Consider the following 16611-nt stretch of genomic DNA (forward strand, 5'->3'; position numbering starts at 1 on the left):
CACACCTAAAACCCTTGGATGCGGCGGGCATGGCTGTATATCCGGTTGGTGTCCCTGGCCAGGTCTATGAGGGTGATATTATAGAACTTGGCCGCTTCCACGGCCCGCGAGGTGGGACGGGACATCACCAGAAAAACAGGAAAACCGATTCTCGCCATCTTCAGGATCATCTCCAGGCTGGCGCGACCGCTCGACACCAGCGCCTTGTCTTCCGGTGGGATTCCCTGGATCAGTGAGGCGCCGATGACCTTGTCCAATGCATTGTGCCGCCCCATGTCTTCGGCATGAAGGACCTGATTTCCTTTTGAATCAAAAAGGACCGCTGCGTGAGCCCCCCCTGTCCGGATGTAGAGGGGTTGAAACGCCTTCAGCCCGTACGAGGCCTTTTTCAGCATGTCCATGGTAAACCGATGCCTGCTCTTTACCCGCCGCAGCCTGTCCCTTAAATGATAGTAGTTTTCCGTACCGCAGATACCGCAACTGGAGTATGATATCCGCTTTCCGCTGACTGCCGAAGAAAAGGGTCCCTTGGATGCGATTTCCACCCGGGCCTCGATAATCTCATCGCCATCGGCCCGGCGGGTTGTACAAATGCTGAAATCGACGATCTCCCTGAAGTCGCTTATCAGACCTTCCGTAAAGATAAATCCGACCACTAATTCTCTGATCTTATCCGGGGTGAACATGACCAGGGTATGAGGCTGGTCATTGACGATAATCTGGAGAGGGACCTCGACCGTGAGATCGGTCAGATTGGGAGATATCCTGCCGTGGTTCAAGGTAAATGTTCGGAATGTCCGATAGATTTTGTCCGACATCATGATTTACAGTATCCAGTCACGCTTCCTGCGGGATCTACGCATTACGCCCATTAAACAAACCAAATTTCAGATATCCGGCAATCACCATCCCATGTTTACATGAAAACAGGGCGTCAGGGCAAAAAAAAGTGCACATTTGATTGACATCAGGAAACAAAATGGTATGGTAAGAGTTTCATATGAACCTTCTGCGAGCAATAGGAATCCTGCGGCTTCACAGACACTCTCCCTGACTGCTGACAGCCGTCCGAAAGCGGGGAAACCTCTTTTAACGCATCAGAACGAAATCGGCAATCTTTATTAAAGACTTTCATGCCGAGAAAGGAGCAACTTGAGTCGAAATGATCTCATCCAGTTAGAGGGAGTCGTCGCCAAGGTCCTGGGTGGCGGCAGCATGGAAATCCAATGCGAAAACAATATGGTCGTAAGGGGTGTGCTTTCCGGGAGGATGAAGAAACACCGGATCAAGGTCATGGTTGGAGACAAGGTCCAGGTCAGCGTCTCACCCTACGACACCTCTCATGGATTAATCACCTACCGTTTTTGAGCCCTTGCCTCTCACGAATCTCTTTCACAGAGTTCCACCAGGACGCCGTTGGTTTCTTTGGGATGGATAAAGGCGATTCTTGCGCCCCCGGCCCCGCGTCGAGCCTCTTGATCGATCAGGCGCACCCCTTTTTCCTTGAGCTCCGCGAGAGCCTCATCGATATTTTCCACTCGAAAGGCCACGTGCTGGACCCCTTCTCCGCGTGCATTGATATATTTGGCAACCGGTCCGTCCGGATCGGTGGACTCCAGCAGTTCCACTTCGCTGTCGGTGACCGGGATAAACGCCACGTTCACCTTCTGGTCCGCGACATTTTCTATCCCGGTTATCTTAAGACCGAGGATGTCGGTATAAAATTTGCCCGCAGCTTCAATGCCGTTGACGGCGATACCGATATGATCAATATGCTTTACCTTCATCATCTCCTCCTGTCGGATTCTCCCGCCGGATCCCAAGAAGACGCCATCCCCTAGGGGGTCACCGATTCCGATGGAAACTCACACAAACCGTTTAACAGCCATCGCTAAAAGCCCTTGCCTTTACAGACCTGTATGATTATTATAGGACAATTTTCAGCTGCGATATCAGCAACCGTACCATAACTTCAATATCAAATCCAAGGTTTTCTCAATGAATGACAGCCCGTATGACTTTGCACGTCCCCCTGCCCAAACCAGGGCGCGCCCGGATCATTTCAGGGAACTGGATGCCACCGAACTCTACTGCCCCAACTGCGGGCGTGCGGTTCCGGTCAATAAATTCCTTCTCCTGGTCCTGCCGGACGGTGACAGATATGAATATCGGTGTAAATACTGCGGCACCAAGGTGGGGGACAAGGTCGATCATTCCGGACAGTTTTACGGCATCCTGAAGGGTTGAGATGCCCATCGCGTCATCTTTACTCGTTAATATCCATATGCATCAAAAACAGGCAGCCCTGTGTCAAGGCCCGGCCAGGGTGTCATACCCATTTAATGAAGGAGCTCCATGAAAACAAAGACAACTCTCCTGTTCGGCGTCCTTGCGATGCTGTCCCTGTTCACCCTCATCCAGGCGGCTGTTTCTGCAGATGAGACCCCGAAAAAGATCGCTGTGCTCCCCTTTACCATGAACGCGGACCGTGACCTCGGCTTCCTGCAGACCGGGATCATGGATATGCTCAATTCGCGACTGGCCTGGAAGGGAAAAGTGCAGATTATCGAAAAAGGCGTGGTCCAAAAGGAGATTGAGGCGGTGCCCGGCCCTTTGGATAAGGAAAAGGCATTGCGCGTGGGGAGTGCCCTGGGGGCCGACTATGTAATCCTGGGAAGTCTCACCGTTTTTGGAGAGAGCGTGAGCATCGATGCCAAAATCCTTGATGTGGCCAAATCAGATGAATTGGTTACCGCCTTTGACCAGTCCAAAGGGATGGACGGGGTGATCCCCACCGTGAACCAGTTCGCCGAAGATATCAACGCCAAGATTACGGGGAAAGAGGTATACCGGCCGGAGCGTTATGCCGATGAGGAGCAACGGGCATCCTCCGGACCGATTATCGCCACGGGAGACGGGACGGGCGACTCCGGAAGCACCAGGCCGTCTTATGTTCAGCGCTATAAGCTGGAAATCCGGGGCCTGGACGTGGGGGACGTGGATGGTGACGGAAAGATGGAACTGGTAATGATCGACAAAGACACGGTGTACGTCTACAAGTGGGGGAAAAACAGGCTTCTTCTGTTCAGGGAGGTTAAGGGGACCTGGTCGCCCAATTTCATCTATGTGAGTATTGCCGATCTGAGCGGCGACGGCCGGGACGAGATATACGTGAGCAACCTGACCGCCTCGAACGCGTCCACCTTTGTCCTGGAATGGGACGGCAACAACTTCAAAGAGATTACAGGCAGGGAAAGCTGGCTGATCCGGGTGGTCGATCTCCCCGGACGGGGCAAGACGCTCCTGGGACAGAAGCGGTCAACCGAGGGAAAGTATATCGGAGATGTCTATGTACTGAAACGGGAGGGGAATGGGTTTGTCGCCACCGAGCCTTTAAAACTGCCGAGATATTCAAATGTCTTCAATTTTGTCCAGAGCGACCTGGAAGGGAAGGGGGCGATATATACGACCCTTCTGGATCCCTACGAGCATCTTATCGTGTACAATCAGGAAGGGGAGCGTCTGTGGAAAAGCGATGAATATTTCGGTGGGAGCATCAGCTATATGGAATATATGGATGTCAATGTCAACCGTATGGTCCACACGGGGATACGGCTCTTTATCCCCTCCCCCATTTTTCTGTATGATGTCAACGAAGATGGAAAGCAGGAGATCGTCATTTGTCAGAACCACTCGAAGGTGGCGCGCATATTCGGAGATCTCCGCTGGTTCGGCAGCGGCAAGGTCCATTTCCTGGAATGGGACGGTGCCGGTCTTCTCACGAACTGGGTGACCCCTAAGACGTCGGGGACAACCGTCGGGTACAAGGTCGCCGATCTGGATGGTGACGGTCTTCTGGAACTCGTCGTGGCCTCCGTCACCAGCGAGAGCTACTTTGTAGGGCTGCCCCAGAGCCGACTTCTTGTGTATGATCTCAAGTAGATGAAGGGACCGTAATGCCGCACCCGGTATCCGGATCCGGCATCCGGCGGGGGTGTAAAATTGTTAATTGTAAATATATGTCATGATGGATCAGAGGGGTTATGAGAGTGAAGAAAGGCGTTTTTACAGCTTTTTGCGGCATTTTAGGAGTTTTTTTAGTGACCTTTGGTTCCGGCGCCCAGGAGGAGACCCCGGGGACAGCGTCGGTCTCCTTCCCTGAACCCGCCTATACCTTCGACGCTGTATTTGAAGGGACGTCTGTTTCGCATGAGTTTGTCATCCGGAACAAAGGGACAGCGATTCTCGAGGTCAAACGGGTTGAGGGAGGGTGAGGGTGCGTCGTTGCCTCCTTCACGAGGGAGATCCCGCCGGACGGCGAGGGAAAAATTTCTGTAAAGGTGAATACGAGCGGTTATGGCGCAAGGACCCTGAAGAAGACGATCTCGGTGTATACCAACGATCACCAGCATCCGGTCTCGGGCCTCACAGTGACGGGCGAGGTCAAGAGGTTGGCAATTGTTACCCCGTCAAGGGTCGCACTGAACGGCGAGGTCGGAGAGAACCTGAGGATTGCGGTGAAGATCTCACCCGTCTCAAAGGGACTGTTTGAGAGCATCGCGGCAAAGGCGGATCGGGGAGAGCACATCCGTCTCACCCTGACCGAAGAAAAGGGAACAACCGGGGACAAGATCTATACCCTGGTGGTGGAAAATACGAAGATAACAGCGGGACAATTCCATGACATCATCCGTCTCCGAACCACAGACAAGATCCAGAAGGAAATCCTGATACCGGTTTCGGGAAATATCCGGCCCCTCCAGATTGCCGCTGTTCAGCCTCGCCACCTGGTACTTAACGGACCTGCCGGGAAATCGATCAAGGGGGTGGTCACCATTGTTCCCCGGGACGGCTATCCCTTTTCCATCATCGAGACCAAGGCCCACAGCGGAACATTTATCAAGTGGGATCTTCAGGAATCCGTAAACTCCGGGAAAAAGATCTATACGCTTACGGTCGAAAATCTGAAAACCGAAAAGGGGCGGTATTACGACGGCATTTTCTTAAAGACGGATCGTAAAGACCTGCCGGAAATACGGATCAGCGTATCTGGCCGTATCACAGATTAGCGGAATCGATGGAAACCCCAGGGTCCGATGATATACGGGACCGGCCATTCCTGGCGCATGCCGACATCCTGCAACTGAATTTTATCCGGAGTCCGGGCAAATATGTCTTCAGGCGACATTATCGTGCAGGGCTTCGTTCCCATCTCATGGAGGTCCTGGATCCGGAGGATGTGACCCGGGAAAGCCGCGGGGTGCTGGCGGACGGGTTGTATCTGTTTCCCAGGGCGGTCCCCCTCAAGATGCTTCGGATCTTCAGGAGGAGGTTCAACGGCCTGACAGAGGCGAGGGAAGAGATCCGGCGGGTCAAGATCGTCGAGGCCTCCCTCGCCCCGGACCATATCGCCCGGCCATCGGAATTTCTGGTGGACTATTCGGGGCCGGAGAAATGGGAGATCCTCCTTGCCGGGCTTCAGGAGTACGTTGCAGGAGAGGTGCTGGAGCCGTGGGGCGATCTGGGGAAAGGCCTCCTCAGCGGACTTTTGGACCGCATGCGCACGAATCACGGACCGGACCCGACCCGTGAAAGGGAGCACTGGGTCGAGGAGGTGCGGACCAGGGCCGGGGGCTTTGTTTCAAGGGTGAGACACCTGATTGTGGAACACCGGCTGATTCCGGATCTTGCGGGTGTCGGGAACCTTCTCCTCACCAAGACCGGGGACATCAAGCTCGTGGACATCAACAATATCTCCGATGTTTCCCCCGGCCCGAGTGTGGCCCTCGATGACCGGGGCTATCCGGTGTGCGATAAATCCATGGCCGTCCTGTTTCATTTGGAGGAAAAACTTACCAGCAGATCCCCCCGGAGGGATGACCCGGTATACGGTCCCTTCCTGGATCCCCGAAGAATCCAGAAAGTAAAGGCCCTTGAAAAAAGATTCCACCTGTCAACCGGGCCTTCAAGCCCCTGCCCCGGTCAGTGTGACCATGATCCATAATCCGCTTGTCCCTCATTGGCCACAAAAGATGGCGCCCGGCTGCCTGGCGGACACCGATGGTGATCATCCCCTCAAAAATAAGAACGGTAATTCAACGGGAGGCCCGACATAAATGAAATGGTTGAAAAGATTGCTGGTGGCAGGCGTTGTGCTGGGCATGGGGGTTGGGCTTGCTTTCTATTTGCTTCCCCGTTTCAACGATTATCAGACAGACGGAGAACGGGTCTTGAGCGGTCTTGAAAAGGACGTGATGGTCAAGCGGGATGAGAAGGGAATGGCCTTCATCTATGCCCGGGATCTTCCCGACGCCACCATGGGGCAGGGGTTTGTCACGGCCCAGGACCGGCTGTTTCAGATGCAGCTCACGCGACTGCTGGCCCATGGCCGCATCAGCGAACTGGCAGGGGCCTCCGCCCGGAACCTGGACATTCGCATGCGAACCATCGGCCTGGGGCGCATCGCCCGGAAACAGGCCGGGATTCTGGATGACGATACCCGGGCCTATTTTCAGAGCTATGTGGACGGGGTGAATGCCTTTATTCAAAACTGTCCCGAAGATGTGCCGATGGAGTTCACCCTGTCCGGTATCTCTCCCGAACTTTGGACGGTGAGCGATTCCCTCTCTGTCCTCTATTATATGGCATATTCCACGTCAGCCAACCTCCAGACCGAAATCACGGCACAGATGCTGTTTGAGGCCGTGGGACCGGAGAAGGGGGTGGAACTCCTCCCCATCAATATCAATCCGGACAGCCCGGGGGACACGGGGGAGACCCGGATTCCCGATCTTCCCCAAAACGCCTTCAACATCCGATTGAAATGCCGCTCCCTTCAGGCCTTGACCGCCCCCCTGCCACTTTGCATCGGGAGCAACAACTGGGTAACCGGTCCGGATATGTCTGCAGGCGGCCGGCCCATTCTGTCGGGCGACCCCCATCTGGATGCCAGGATCCTCCCGGGCGTATGGTATCCTGTAGGTATCGTCACCCCGAACATCCGGGCCGTGGGCGCCACCATTCCCGGTCTTCCCGGCATGGCCATCGGCCGGACCGATCACGTTGCCATTGCCATGACCAACAATTACGGGGACATGCAGGACCTTTACGTGGAGACCGTGGATCCCGCATCCCCGGACCGGTATCTGGAAGGGAGCGCGTCCGAACCTTTTCAGGTTATCGAGGAAACCCTTCGGATCAAAGACAAAAAGGCCCCCCAAGGGTTTCGCGAGGAGAAAATACGCATTCGAATGACGAAACGGGGGCCTGTGGTGTCCGACGTCTTTCCGGATCTCAAGACCGACCGGGTGGTCACCCTTAGATGGGCCCCGGCCGAATCCATGCTCTCCACCATCGGTCTGTCTTCCATTCTCACGGCACAATCGACCGAGGAGATCCACGAGGCATTGAAACAGCTTCCCATGCTCTGCCTGAACTGGGTCTTTGCCGACAAGAACGGCCATATCGGCCATCGGGCGTCGGGCAGGATCCCGGTGCGGGGGCCTGGGCAGGGGACCCTTCCCCATGTGGTAAAAGACGGTGAAGACAACTGGAAGGGCTGGATACCCCAGTCTCTGATGCCCCACGCGGACGACCCTGAGAAGGGCTGGCTGGGAACCTGCAATCACAAGACCGTCCCCCACGATTACCCCTACTACTACTCTTCGTACTTTTCCCCCTCCTATCGATACCGCAGGCTCAAGGAACTCATGGCCGATCCCGGAAAAAGAACGGTGGACGATCACTGGCAGTATCAGAGGGACGTGAAGAACCTCATGGCCCGGGCCGTAGCCCCGATTATGGCAAAGGGACTTCAGGCCCATGAGGACACCCGGGAGATGGGAGACATACTGGCCCGATGGAACTTCATGGACCGGCCGGACCTGGCGGCCCCAACCATTTTCCAGGCCACCTACATCAATTTCGCGAGACGGGTATTCGAAGACGAGCTGGGTCCCGAAACCGTCATGACCCTCCTCAACAACTGGTATTTCTGGGAGGAGCGCCTGGAGCGGATGGTGCTCGAGGGATCTTCCCCCTGGTTCGATGATCAGCGGACATCGGATCGGGTGGAAACCGCCGGCGATCTGTTCCACACGGCCGGTCAGATGACCCGCTCCCAGTTGACGCCGGAATTGGGCAAGGACCCGGAGGACTGGCTGTGGGGCAGGATTCACACCCTTGAACTGGTGAGTCCGTTGCGGCGAAAGGGGCCGGGTAAAGGGCTGTTGGGATCAGGTCCCATGGCCGCCGGCGGATCCGGGGAGACCCTCAACAGGGGATGGTACGATCTGGAGGCCCCCTTCGGGGTGACCCATTCGGCCTCCCTCCGCATGGTGGCGGACCTGTCCCAGGATGAGAAGGTGGCGGCCGTGCTTCCGGGGGGTGTCACCGGACGTCAGTTCAATCCTCACCAGAAGGATCAGGTGGGGGCATTCATGAACGGCGACAAGCTGTACTGGTGGTTCAGCGACGCCGCCATCGATGACCATACCCGCTCCACGCTTCACCTGAAGGCTGAAAAGCGTTAGCAGGACAGGTCAGATAAAAAGCTGCACATCCCAAATCGTCCGGGGTGTTCGGTCCGCTGAGAAAGGGCTGTTCGTTGCGCTACGCAATGAGCTGGTGCAGTCCCTGGATCAGGTCTTCGTATTCATCGCCCTTAAAACAGAACCTCAATTCCCGGAATTGCTCCCGTAACTTCAGGACCTGATCCAACACGCCGGCATTGTTGACAATCACATCATGCATCAACTGGGCGAGTGCTTGAAAATCCGCAGGCGCCATGCCGAACCGGGTCATCTCCGATACCCCCAGTCTGAGGGCCCCGGAGGCGGTGAACCCTTCCTCGTCGGTATTGGCCTGGTAATTACAGATGATGTTGTTGGCCTCCAGACGGTCTGCAATCTCCGGCCCCCGGCTGTACCCCACATCCACCACCACCTGGTGGGTCTCGGTGAAGTCGATGTCCGGGTCCCCGGCCACCTCCAGCCCCGTCTCCTTGAGTGCCCGGGCAAAGGCCTTGGCATTGGCAATGACCATGGGTTGATAGGCATCTTTAAAATGGTTCATCTCATAGGCGGCCATAAGGAGACCCAGGAGGGTTCCCAGGTGATGGTTGGACACGGATCCGGGAAAGGCCCGCCTCAGGAGAGACTCCCAGAGGGGGTATCGCTCATCCTGTTCCTCGAAAGCACAGCCCACCACCCCCCGCTGGGTACCGAAATAGGTCTTGTGGGTAGAGCCGGTGACCAGGTCCGCCCCCTCGGCAAAGGGCTCCTGAAAGTGAGGACCGATGAGACCCAGTACGTGGGCCATGTCGTACATCACGATGGACGGGATCCCCTGATCGTCCAGGAACTGCCGGATCTCCGACACCGGTTCCTTATGGAGGATCATGCTCTTGCCGAAGATAATGAGTTCGGGCCGGTAGCGATCGATCAGTTTCAGGGTGGCCGGGACATCCATCCGAAAGGGGTTGTCAACGAGGACAGGGAAGTTGACCACTGCCGGTCTCTCGGTCCGGGGATCCCGGGCCACATAGTCCTTCAAGGCCCCCATGGGCTGGGCGCTCAAGTGGCCCCCCTTACCGATATGGTTGTTCATGACCTGACGGATCCGTCTCGGCTCCTGTTTGCGATCGGCCCGGTTGAGGTAGTCCACCATGGCGCTGAACACGGCCGTGTTGGCCATCTGACCGCTGATGAGCCGTGTCTCCACCTCCCCGCACCCTAAAAAGGCCTTCATCTCTCTTTCCACCAGCTCTTCCACTTCACCGATGAACCGGGTCCCCTGGTAATAAAAGATGTCCGCCTGGTAGAAGGCCGGGGATTTTCTATGCTCTGCATAGCGGAAGGCCGGGTCCATCACCGAAAGGAGGCGGGCCATGGGGGAGAGGGTCATTTCAGAGGGGATCAGGTTGATGCATTCCTGCTGCCGCCATACGGTGTTGCGGACGGCCTTTTCCATAAGCCGCCTAGCCAGGGACGGCCGGTCGTTGGAAGGAAGGTCATGCCCTGCCGGTGAATAATCCAACAGGATGGGCCGGGCATAGGGGGGGGCCTCCGACCGCATGTGAAACGGCACCACCACGGCATCCACCCTCTTGCCGCGAATCTCCACAGAGAGGCGTTCGGCATCCGGGATATCGCTGTCAATGTAGCAGAGGGCGATGGAACGGAGTTCATGCTCCTCGACCAGTCTGGATTCGAGGCCTTCCCCTTCCACGCGCCAGAGGGGGACCGCGGTCCCGCTGGTCACATATCCCACCTCCTTGTTCCCCTTAAAGAGCGTGGCCCCTTCCCGGGCGATTCCCCGGCCGATGACGGCCAGGTGCCGGATCATGCGGGGGAGGTTCTGAATGGTGGAAAAATCCCCGGACAGGATGTGCTTGAGGGCGGCCTGCTGCCGGGTCAGGGCCTCCCTCCCGATGAAGTCCCCTTTGAGCGGGGAAAAGCTCACGGCGAATCTGGAGAGGGGGCAGGCCATGGCAGGGATCTCCCTGCCGTCACGGTCGTGGCCCAGTTCGTGGCCGTAGAGGGGGAGTCCTGCCTCCAGGCGGAGGGTATCCCGGGCCCCCAGACCGATGGGTGTGGCGCCCCTGGACAGGATCAGGTCCCACAGCATAAGTCCGTCCTTTCGGTCGGCAAAGAGTTCAAAGCAGAGGGGTTCGCCCGTATATCCGGTTCTGGAGACCTTTACCAAGGCGCCGGAAACGGTCACCTGGCTGACCGCATTGCGCATCGGTTCAGGAAGGCGACCCGCCGTGATGATCTCTTCCATCAGGGCGCGGGACCGGGGTCCCTGAAGGGCGAGCATGACGATCCCTTCACTCTGGTCGGTCAATTCCACATCATCAAATTCCCTTGACAGGGGGACCAGGTGATCCCAGTCCTTTTCCCGGTTGGCTGCATTGACCACCAACAGATATTCCTCCTCCACAAACCGGTAGAGATAGGCGTCGTCCACGGCCCCGCCCGTGGGAGTGGGGATGAGGGTGTACTGGGCGCCCGCTGTCCGGATGTCGAGGGCCTCTGCGTTGTTGGTGAGGACATGCTGGAGAAATTTGAGGGCCCCCTTGCCCCGGACGATGAACCGGCCCATATGGGATACGTCAAAGAGTCCGGCCCCCTTCCGGGTGGCCAGGTGTTCTCCAATAATGCCGGTCGGATACAAAACGGGCATGTCCCAGCCCCCGAATTCCACCATTTTGGCGCCCAAGGCCACGTGTCGATCGTGGAACAGCGTTTTTTTCAGTTCGGTCATGGATTCTCTCCTTATTCGTCGAATGCCCTTGAAGGGAACTTGGGGCAGGCCGTGTCAAGGCTGGAATTGCTATATCAGGCCTGACAAATTTCGTCAACAGGAGAAAAGGGCGGCCTTGGCAATTGCATTTTATGGGAATGATATGGTAAACAATCTCAACTGAAAAGCGGTGGAAGAGGCTTGGCTGAAAGCTCAAAGCTGAAAGCGACCTCAATCAGGCGCTGGTACGCCCCCTGTTTGTAGTGTGCCCGTCAGGGCATGGGGTCGGCAACAGAACGCCCAGCTGCAGCCTTTTTGAACCGGGGCAACCCGCATCTAACGAGCAACGAGTAACCAGTAACCGGCAACCAGCAACGAGGAGAAACCACCATGAAGGAAATCAGTGAACTCAACCTGCCGGACGATCTCCGGTATGCACAAGACCATGAATGGGCCAGAATCGAAGGGGACACGGTCCGGGTGGGCCTGGACGACTATGCCCAGGACCAGCTGGGCGATATCGTGTTTGTGGAACTGCCCCAGGTGGGGGCTGCGTTTAAGAAAGGGGCTGAATTCTCAACCGTAGAATCGGTCAAGGCCGTGGTGGAGTGCTACCTTCCGGTTTCCGGAAAAATCACCGCGGTCAACAAGGCCCTGGAGGACGCCCCGGAACTGGTGAACCAGAGCCCCTACGGGGACGGCTGGTTTGTGGAGGTGAGCCCGGACGATATATCGGAGTGGGACACCCTTATGACGGCCGAGGCGTGCCTCGAAAAGCTGAAAGGAGCGGCGTAAATGCACTATCTGCCCCATACCGATGAAGATATCCAGGCCATGCTTCAGGTGGTGGGTGTGGATCATCTGGATGATCTCTTTTCAACCGTCCCTGAGGATTGCCGTGTAAAGACCCCCTTGAATCTCCCGGATTCCCTGAGTGAGTGGGAATTGAACGACCATATGGAGGTTCTTGCCGGAGGCATGGCGGCAGGGCAGGGATACCAGACGTTTATCGGAGCCGGAAGGTATGAGCATTTTATCCCGGCATCCGTATCCTATCTCCTGGGCCGGTCCGAATTTGTGACCTCCTACACCCCGTATCAGCCTGAAATGAGCCAGGGGACCCTTCAGGCCGTCTACGAGTATCAGACCCTGGCGGCCCGGCTTATGGGCATGGAGGTGGCCACTGCGTCCCACTACGACGGCGCCACGGCCCTGGCCGAGTCGCTGCTCATGGCCGTTCGGGTGACCGGCCGCACACGGGTGGCCGTGTCCCGCCTGGTCCATCCTTTGTACCGACAGACCGTTCAGACCTACTTCGAGCCCACCGGTTATGAGGTGGTGGAACTTCCTTATCTCCCCGACGGCACGACCGATCTTGGTGGACTGGAACGGATCGATGACCTGGCCGGGGTCGCCATTCAGTCGCCCAATTTTTTCGGCTGCATTGAGGACCTTCAAGAGGCGGGGGGACAGATCCACGAGACCGGCGCACTGTTTATTCCCTGCTTTACCGAGGCCCTGGCCTACGGACTCCTGAAAAGTCCGGGGAGTCAGGGTGCCGACATCGCCTGCGGCGAAGGGCAAAGCCTGGGAATACCCCTTTCTTATGGGGGCCCCGGCCTCGGAATGATCGCCAGCAGCAAGACCCATATGCGCAAACTGCCCGGCCGCCTGGTGGGCCAGACCAAAGATCTGGAGGGGAGGCGGGGATTCGTTTTGACCCTTGCCACCCGGGAGCAGCACATCCGGAGGGAAAAGGCCACCTCCAATATCTGCACCAACAACAGCCTCTGCGCCCTGGCCGCTGTGATGTACATGGCCTCTCTCGGAAAAACCGGGATCCGGGAACTGGCAGGCCTCAACCACGACAAGGCGGAGTATCTCAAAGCCCGCCTGAAAGAGGCCGGGTTCACCATCCCCTTTGAGCGGCCCTCGTTCAATGAATTTGTGGTGGAATTTCCAGAGGGATTTGACAGGACCTATGAACGCCTGCTGACCCAAAAAATGATTCCAGGCCTTGCCCTCAAGCCGTTTTACCCGGAATCCGCCGGCCACTATCTCTTGTGCGTGACAGAAACCAAATCCAGAGAGGCGATGGATGCCTTTGTCGGCATCTTAACAAAGACACTGAATTGAAGATGAACGGGCTGCAATTTGTTATCACACAGAGCCACAAAGCCCACAAAGAAGAAAATATCAAATTCTGACAACTACAGAATCTTCGTGCCTTGGTGTCTTTGTGTGAGCATATTTTTCCCGGTTTAGAGAGGTGATATCATGATGGATTCATTGGGCACCACAGGACTGATTCTGAACGAACCGCTGTTGTGGGAAAAGGGGAAAGCTGGACGGTGCGGATTTTCGCTCCCCAGACGGGATGTGGAGGCATCTCCCCTGGACCCCGGTCTTGTGGGCGACGGGCCTGACTTTCCGGAACTGAGCGAGGTGGACGTGGTGCGCCACTACACCCGCCTGTCTCAATGGAACTTTGGTGTGGATACCGGGATGTACCCCTTAGGGTCGTGCACCATGAAATACAATCCCAAGACCAACGAACGCCAGGCCGCCCTTCCGGGCTTTGCCGGGGCCCACCCCCTGATTCCCGACGCCCTTTCCCAGGGGGTGCTCCGGATGATGTTCGATCTGGAGCAGTATCTTATGGAGATCACCGGCATGGACGCGGCCACGCTCCAGCCGGCCGCAGGGGCCCACGGGGAGCTGACCGGCATGCTCCTCATCCACGCCTGGCACCAGAAGCGGGGGGCCCAGCGCACCCGGATCATTGTCCCGGACACGGCCCACGGCACCAATCCGGCCAGTGTGGCCCTGTGCGGATACCGGCCCGTGGCCGTGGCGTCAAATGAGCAGGGGATCCTCTCCGCCGAAGCGGTTGCAGCGGTCATGGACGACGACACAGCCGGCATCATGGTCACCAACCCCAACACCCTGGGGCTCTTTGAGGAAAATATCCTCGAGATCGCCGAGATCGTCCATTCGAGAGGGGGGCTGGTATATTGCGACGGTGCCAACATGAATGCGGTCATGGGGGTGGTGCAGATGGGGAAGATCGGGGTGGATGTGATGCACCTGAACCTCCACAAGACCTTTTCCACGCCCCACGGCGGCGGGGGCCCGGGTTCCGGCCCGGTGTGCGTCAAAAAAGAGCTGGAGCCATTTCTGCCCGTCCCCAGGGTGGTGAAGCGAGGCGGCGGCTATGCCCTGGAGGAAGACCGGCCCGACGCCATCGGAAGGCTTCAGGCCTTTTACGGCAATATCAGCGTCATGCTCAAGGCCTACAGCTATATCCGCACCATGGGACCGGAAGGCCTCAAAAAGGCCAGCCAACTGGCCGTGCTCAATGCCAACTATATCAAGGAGATGCTGAAGGGCACCCTCCATCTCCCTTATGACCGGCCCTGCATGCACGAATGCGTATTTTCCGACAAGCACCAGGCCCAGCACCATGTCACCACCCTCGACATGGCCAAACGGCTCATGGACTACGGATATCACCCGCCCACGATCTATTTCCCGCTGGTGGTGGCGGGGGCCATCATGATGGAGCCGACGGAAACCGAATCCAAGGAGGATATCGACAGCTATATCGACGCGTTCAAGGCCATTGTTCAGGAGGCCAAAACAGATCCGGACCTGCTGCACGATGCCCCCCGCAAATGCAAGGTCCGCCGGCTCGACGAGACCACCGCAGCCCGGAAACCGTGTCTGGCAGGATAGGTGGAATGGTCCTGACACCAATCCGTTGAACTCCCTGGACGGACCGCTTGCAGGTCCTTAATGCCGGGGTTTCTCCGGATTGCATACACAGGAGCCGCAATGCTCGACCCGAATAAGCTGGCCGTCATACATATCGTCAAAAAGGAACTGAATCTTTCCGATACGGAATACCGCGATACCCTGGAGAAGTTCGCCGGGGTCCGATCCGCCAAGGACCTGGATGAGCGCGGATTCCGAAAGCTCATGAACTATTTTGCGAGGAGCAAATACTACCGGGCCAAGCAGAACGGTATCAGCTTCAGGCAAAAGATGTTCATTCGGGATCTTAAGGCCCAACTCGAGTGGGACGAACCCCATTTCAAGAATTTTCTGAAGAAATACTATAAGAAGGAAAGCATCGAAACCTTTTCCAAGAAGGAGGCCGGCAAGTTGATTGAATCCCTGAAGAACGTCCTGAAGCACCAAAGGGCGGGGGAGGAGGAAAATTCCCGATAGACCCTATGCCCCCGAAGACCCCGGGGCCGGCCGCTGCGCGACCACCCGTTGGCAATGCTGGCTCTGGTATACCAGCTTCTTGCATCATGGTCCTTGACCCGTTGCAGTAGGTAAATGATATGCCCCCAGGGCAAATGTGAAACAAGCTGTTTCACCATTTCGGTATCGGGATAGGCGGCTGCAAGCGAACGCATGAAGGGCAGATTGCGCGGCCACAGTCCCTGCATGTCCGGGAACTCTTCCAGCTCTAATACAGTTGGCAGCGAAGGTGAGTCTCTGTGGTTATTGTTTTAGTGCAACTGCAGGCATAAACAAGCAAGGCGGAACGCCTTGCCTTAGCTAATGCCTTTGTTTTGTTCAGACGATTTTGGGGTTAAGGTGCCATTCAAATATTTATGTATGATGCTTGAAATAAGAGTCTGATATGGAATGCCTTCTTCAATGGCTTTTACCTGAATTTGATGATAGTCTTTTTGAGGCAACCGGAGATTGATGCGCTTATCTTTTTTTAAGGTATTTCGGGCTGCTAATTCAGCTTTTTCTTTTTCCTCTTTGAAGTTTTTGACTGAACGCCATTCATTATTATCGATAGACGCCATCAATTCTCTTTCTTCTTCGTCAATTGGTTCAAAGGCCTTTTTATTTATTTTAGCCATTACTCCTCCTTTAAATCATAGAGTTTGGTATATTTACGACTTGGGAATATCGTTTTTAGAAATATTTCGTTTTCCTTCTCTACGAAAGGTACAATGAAAGCATACTTATTAATTCCCAGGATATATATTTTTTGGTTATGTCTGCTTGCGTTTTCCTCAATACCGAGTATCTGACCTGACTCGATTAAAAGAGCAACTTCCTCAAAAGAAATTCCTCGTTTAATCTTCAATATCTCGTTTTTTTCCTGATCCCAATTCAAGTATTTCATTTGATGAATTTAGCCTATTGTCTGCCTTTTGTCAATAGTAGATGGGTGAGGAGTTATTTATTGGTATTGGAACAGAACCAGTGATTCTACAGAGAAAGCATCGAAGCCTTTTCCAAGAAGGAGGCCGGCAAGTTGATTGAATCCCTGAAGAACGTCCTGAAGCACCAAAGGGCGGGGGAGAAGGAAAATTCCCGATAGACCCTATGCCCCGG

17 protein-coding genes are annotated in these 16611 nt (G+C 56.0%); 11 read left to right on the plus strand and 6 right to left on the minus strand.

All coding sequences use genetic code 11. The features are described from left to right. Positions 1–5: 5 nt before the first annotated feature. Positions 6–821 carry a formate dehydrogenase accessory sulfurtransferase FdhD gene (fdhD, locus tag K9N21_14210; protein MCF8145067.1) on the minus strand — a complete coding sequence of 272 codons (816 nt, stop codon included), beginning with the start codon at positions 819–821 and terminating at the stop codon, positions 6–8. Between the two features lie 331 nt (positions 822–1152). Between fdhD and infA the strand changes: the two genes are divergently transcribed. Next, a complete protein-coding gene (infA, locus tag K9N21_14215) occupies positions 1153–1368 on the plus strand; it encodes a translation initiation factor IF-1 (protein ID MCF8145068.1) in 216 nt (71 codons plus the stop codon). 11 nt (positions 1369–1379) lie between these two features. Here infA and mce read toward each other — a convergent pair whose 3' ends face one another. Next, complete coding sequence (gene mce, locus K9N21_14220; GenBank protein MCF8145069.1) at positions 1380–1787, minus strand: methylmalonyl-CoA epimerase; 408 nt, start codon at positions 1785–1787, stop codon at positions 1380–1382. A gap of 211 nt (positions 1788–1998) precedes the next feature. Here mce and K9N21_14225 point away from each other — a divergent pair, with 211 nt between their 5' ends. The 6 genes from K9N21_14225 to K9N21_14250 all read left to right on the plus strand — a co-directional run bounded on the left by K9N21_14225 (position 1999) and on the right by K9N21_14250 (position 8531). Further along, a complete protein-coding gene (locus K9N21_14225) occupies positions 1999–2247 on the plus strand; it encodes a cytoplasmic protein (GenBank protein ID MCF8145070.1) in 249 nt (82 codons plus the stop codon). Positions 2248–2355: 108 nt separating this feature from the next. Continuing rightward, the gene (locus tag K9N21_14230) at positions 2356–3942 is read left to right on the plus strand and encodes an FG-GAP-like repeat-containing protein (GenBank protein MCF8145071.1); all 1587 of its coding nucleotides are present in this window, start codon (positions 2356–2358) and stop codon (positions 3940–3942) included. A gap of 158 nt (positions 3943–4100) precedes the next feature. Continuing rightward, positions 4101–4274 (plus strand): DUF1573 domain-containing protein, encoded by a 174-nt coding sequence (locus tag K9N21_14235; GenBank protein ID MCF8145072.1) that lies wholly within the window; start codon positions 4101–4103, stop codon positions 4272–4274. A 66-nt stretch (positions 4275–4340) separates the two neighbouring features. After that, positions 4341–5069 (plus strand): hypothetical protein, encoded by a 729-nt coding sequence (locus K9N21_14240; GenBank protein MCF8145073.1) that lies wholly within the window; start codon positions 4341–4343, stop codon positions 5067–5069. An 8-nt stretch (positions 5070–5077) separates the two neighbouring features. After that, positions 5078–6004: a hypothetical protein gene (locus tag K9N21_14245; GenBank protein MCF8145074.1), complete on the plus strand. Its 927-nt coding sequence runs from the start codon at positions 5078–5080 to the stop codon at positions 6002–6004. Positions 6005–6116: 112 nt separating this feature from the next. After that, entirely contained in the window at positions 6117–8531 is a 2415-nt protein-coding gene (locus tag K9N21_14250; GenBank protein MCF8145075.1) for a penicillin acylase family protein, read from the plus strand. A 79-nt stretch (positions 8532–8610) separates the two neighbouring features. Here K9N21_14250 and gcvT read toward each other — a convergent pair whose 3' ends face one another. Further along, positions 8611–11265, minus strand: a complete 2655-nt coding sequence (gcvT, locus tag K9N21_14255) for a glycine cleavage system aminomethyltransferase GcvT (GenBank protein ID MCF8145076.1) — start codon at positions 11263–11265, stop codon at positions 8611–8613. Between the two features lie 369 nt (positions 11266–11634). Here gcvT and gcvH point away from each other — a divergent pair, with 369 nt between their 5' ends. From gcvH to K9N21_14275, 4 genes are all read left to right on the plus strand, one after another. Then, positions 11635–12039, plus strand: a complete 405-nt coding sequence (gene gcvH / locus K9N21_14260) for a glycine cleavage system protein GcvH (GenBank protein ID MCF8145077.1) — start codon at positions 11635–11637, stop codon at positions 12037–12039. Continuing rightward, positions 12040–13380 carry an aminomethyl-transferring glycine dehydrogenase subunit GcvPA gene (gcvPA, locus tag K9N21_14265; protein ID MCF8145078.1) on the plus strand — a complete coding sequence of 447 codons (1341 nt, stop codon included), beginning with the start codon at positions 12040–12042 and terminating at the stop codon, positions 13378–13380. It abuts the gene before it with no gap. A 144-nt stretch (positions 13381–13524) separates the two neighbouring features. Further along, positions 13525–14979, plus strand: coding sequence for an aminomethyl-transferring glycine dehydrogenase subunit GcvPB (gcvPB, locus tag K9N21_14270; GenBank protein ID MCF8145079.1), 1455 nt, complete (start codon positions 13525–13527; stop codon positions 14977–14979). Positions 14980–15078: 99 nt separating this feature from the next. Next, the gene (locus tag K9N21_14275) at positions 15079–15474 is read left to right on the plus strand and encodes a regulatory protein GemA (protein ID MCF8145080.1); all 396 of its coding nucleotides are present in this window, start codon (positions 15079–15081) and stop codon (positions 15472–15474) included. Here K9N21_14275 and K9N21_14280 read toward each other — a convergent pair. The 3 genes from K9N21_14280 to K9N21_14290 all read right to left on the minus strand — a co-directional run bounded on the left by K9N21_14280 (position 15360) and on the right by K9N21_14290 (position 16399). After that, the gene (locus K9N21_14280) at positions 15360–15701 is read right to left on the minus strand and encodes a DUF1016 N-terminal domain-containing protein (GenBank protein ID MCF8145081.1); all 342 of its coding nucleotides are present in this window, start codon (positions 15699–15701) and stop codon (positions 15360–15362) included. The two genes, K9N21_14275 and K9N21_14280, sit on opposite strands and share 115 nt — an antisense overlap. 108 nt (positions 15702–15809) lie before the next feature. Beyond that, complete coding sequence (locus tag K9N21_14285) at positions 15810–16130, minus strand: antitoxin (GenBank protein MCF8145082.1); 321 nt, start codon at positions 16128–16130, stop codon at positions 15810–15812. Then, positions 16130–16399, minus strand: coding sequence for a BrnT family toxin (locus K9N21_14290; protein MCF8145083.1), 270 nt, complete (start codon positions 16397–16399; stop codon positions 16130–16132). The genes K9N21_14285 and K9N21_14290 overlap by 1 nt, the downstream gene beginning before the upstream one ends. Positions 16400–16611: the final 212 nt, after the last annotated feature.

It is taken from the genome of Deltaproteobacteria bacterium (assembly GCA_021737785.1).
GTDB lineage: Bacteria > Desulfobacterota > DSM-4660 > Desulfatiglandales > Desulfatiglandaceae > AUK324.